Origin of the sequence: Pseudomonas sp. YNh, assembly GCF_037993085.1 — a bacterium.
In the GTDB taxonomy this organism is placed as follows: Bacteria; Pseudomonadota; Gammaproteobacteria; order Pseudomonadales; family Pseudomonadaceae; genus Aquipseudomonas; species Aquipseudomonas putida.
Map to the genome: position 1 here is coordinate 1 of NZ_JBBMRJ010000062.1, position 3268 is coordinate 3268.

A 3268-nucleotide genomic window follows, 5' to 3' on the forward strand; every position below is an offset into this window, starting at 1 on the left:
CTGAGTTCGGGATGGGATCAGGTGGTTCCAATGCTCTATGGTCGTCAAGAAATTCTGTAGCCAGAATGTCCAGATGGACAGCCCAGCGAATTCGGATATGCGATATTTGTGGTTTGTTGCGAACTTTCGGTTCGTATCATCTTCACCACCGCAATCTGCGCTAGCAAATTGCTTGGGTGTTATATGGTCAAGCCTCACGGGCAATTAGTATTGGTTAGCTCAACGCCTCACAGCGCTTACACACCCAACCTATCAACGTCGTAGTCTTCGACGGCCCTTCAGGGGATTCAAGATCCCAGTGAGATCTCATCTTGAGGCAAGTTTCCCGCTTAGATGCTTTCAGCGGTTATCTCTTCCGAACATAGCTACCCGGCAATGCCACTGGCGTGACAACCGGAACACCAGAGGTTCGTCCACTCCGGTCCTCTCGTACTAGGAGCAGCCCCTCTCAAATCTCAAACGTCCACGGCAGATAGGGACCGAACTGTCTCACGACGTTCTAAACCCAGCTCGCGTACCACTTTAAATGGCGAACAGCCATACCCTTGGGACCGGCTTCAGCCCCAGGATGTGATGAGCCGACATCGAGGTGCCAAACACCGCCGTCGATATGAACTCTTGGGCGGTATCAGCCTGTTATCCCCGGAGTACCTTTTATCCGTTGAGCGATGGCCCTTCCATACAGAACCACCGGATCACTAAGACCTACTTTCGTACCTGCTCGACGTGTGTGTCTCGCAGTCAAGCGCGCTTTTGCCTTTATACTCTACGACCGATTTCCGACCGGTCTGAGCGCACCTTCGTACTCCTCCGTTACTCTTTGGGAGGAGACCGCCCCAGTCAAACTACCCACCATACACTGTCCTCGATCCGGATAACGGACCTGAGTTAGAACCTCAAAGTTGCCAGGGTGGTATTTCAAGGATGGCTCCATGAGAACTGGCGTCCCCACTTCAAAGCCTCCCACCTATCCTACACAAGCAAATTCAAAGTCCAGTGCAAAGCTATAGTAAAGGTTCACGGGGTCTTTCCGTCTAGCCGCGGATACACTGCATCTTCACAGCGATTTCAATTTCACTGAGTCTCGGGTGGAGACAGCGCCGCCATCGTTACGCCATTCGTGCAGGTCGGAACTTACCCGACAAGGAATTTCGCTACCTTAGGACCGTTATAGTTACGGCCGCCGTTTACCGGGGCTTCGATCAAGAGCTTCGCTTGCGCTAACCCCATCAATTAACCTTCCGGCACCGGGCAGGCGTCACACCCTATACGTCCACTTTCGTGTTTGCAGAGTGCTGTGTTTTTAATAAACAGTCGCAGCGGCCTGGTATCTTCGACCGGCATGGGCTTACGGAGCAAGTCCTTGACCCTCGCCGGCGCACCTTCTCCCGAAGTTACGGTGCCATTTTGCCTAGTTCCTTCACCCGAGTTCTCTCAAGCGCCTTGGTATTCTCTACCTAACCACCTGTGTCGGTTTGGGGTACGGTTCCCAGTTATCTGAAGCTTAGGAGCTTTTCTTGGAAGCATGGTATCAACCACTTCGTCGCCTAATGGCAACTCGTCATCAGCTCTCGGCCTTGAAATCCCGGATTTGCCTAAGATTCCAGCCTACCACCTTAAACCTGGACAACCAACGCCAGGCTGGCCTAACCTTCTCCGTCCCTCCATCGCAATAACTGGAAGTACAGGAATATTAACCTGTTTTCCATCGACTACGCTTTTCAGCCTCGCCTTAGGGACCGACTAACCCTGCGTCGATTAACGTTGCGCAGGAAACCTTGGTCTTTCGGCGTGCGAGTTTTTCACTCGCATTGTCGTTACTCATGTCAGCATTCGCACTTCTGATACCTCCAGCAAGCTTCTCAACTCACCTTCACAGGCTTACAGAACGCTCCTCTACCGCATCACCAAAAGGTGATACCCGTAGCTTCGGTGCATGGTTTGAGCCCCGTTACATCTTCCGCGCAGGCCGACTCGACTAGTGAGCTATTACGCTTTCTTTAAAGGGTGGCTGCTTCTAAGCCAACCTCCTAGCTGTCTAAGCCTTCCCACATCGTTTCCCACTTAACCATGACTTTGGGACCTTAGCTGACGGTCTGGGTTGTTTCCCTTTTCACGACGGACGTTAGCACCCGCCGTGTGTCTCCCATGCTCGGCACTTGTAGGTATTCGGAGTTTGCATCGGTTTGGTAAGTCGGGATGACCCCCTAGCCGAAACAGTGCTCTACCCCCTACAGTGATACATGAGGCGCTACCTAAATAGCTTTCGAGGAGAACCAGCTATCTCCGAGCTTGATTAGCCTTTCACTCCGATCCACAGGTCATCCGCTAACTTTTCAACGGTAGTCGGTTCGGTCCTCCAGTCAGTGTTACCTAACCTTCAACCTGCCCATGGATAGATCGCCCGGTTTCGGGTCTATACCCAGCGACTAAACGCCCTATTAAGACTCGCTTTCGCTACGCCTCCCCTATTCGGTTAAGCTCGCCACTGAATATAAGTCGCTGACCCATTATACAAAAGGTACGCAGTCACCTAACAAAGTAGGCTCCCACTGCTTGTACGCATACGGTTTCAGGATCTATTTCACTCCCCTCTCCGGGGTTCTTTTCGCCTTTCCCTCACGGTACTAGTTCACTATCGGTCAGTCAGTAGTATTTAGCCTTGGAGGATGGTCCCCCCATATTCAGACAAAGTTTCTCGTGCTCCGTCCTACTCGATTTCATTGATAAGAGATTTTCGTGTACGGGGCTATCACCCACTATGGCCGCACTTTCCAGAGCGTTCCACTAATCTCAAACCAACTTAAGGGCTGGTCCCCGTTCGCTCGCCACTACTAAGGGAATCTCGGTTGATTTCTTTTCCTCAGGGTACTTAGATGTTTCAGTTCCCCTGGTTCGCCTCTTGCACCTATGTATTCAGTACAAGATAACCAGCTTGTGCTGGCTGGGTTCCCCCATTCAGAGATCTCTGGATCACAGTCTGTTTGCCGACTCCCCAAAGCTTTTCGCAGGCTACCACGTCTTTCATCGCCTCTGACTGCCAAGGCATCCACCGTATGCGCTTCTTCACTTGACCATATAACCCCAAGCAATCTGGTTATACTGTGAAGACGACATTCGCCGAAAATTCGCACGTTGCTCTTTCGAGCAGAACTCACAAATTTTACCTTAGCCTGATCCACCAGCAGTGAAACTGGTGTTCAGTCTATTTCTATCACATATCCGAATTTTTAAAGAACGATCTGACAAAAGTCAGAAATCAACATTC

General features: G+C 51.2%; 2 rRNA genes. Both read right to left on the bottom strand.

The features are described from left to right. Positions 1-49: ribosomal RNA gene (rrf, locus tag WF331_RS29425) — 5S ribosomal RNA — on the bottom strand; the annotation flags it as partial. Positions 50-183: 134 nt separating this feature from the next. Next, positions 184-3076 (bottom strand): 23S ribosomal RNA (locus WF331_RS28945). Positions 3077-3268 lie beyond the last annotated feature (192 nt).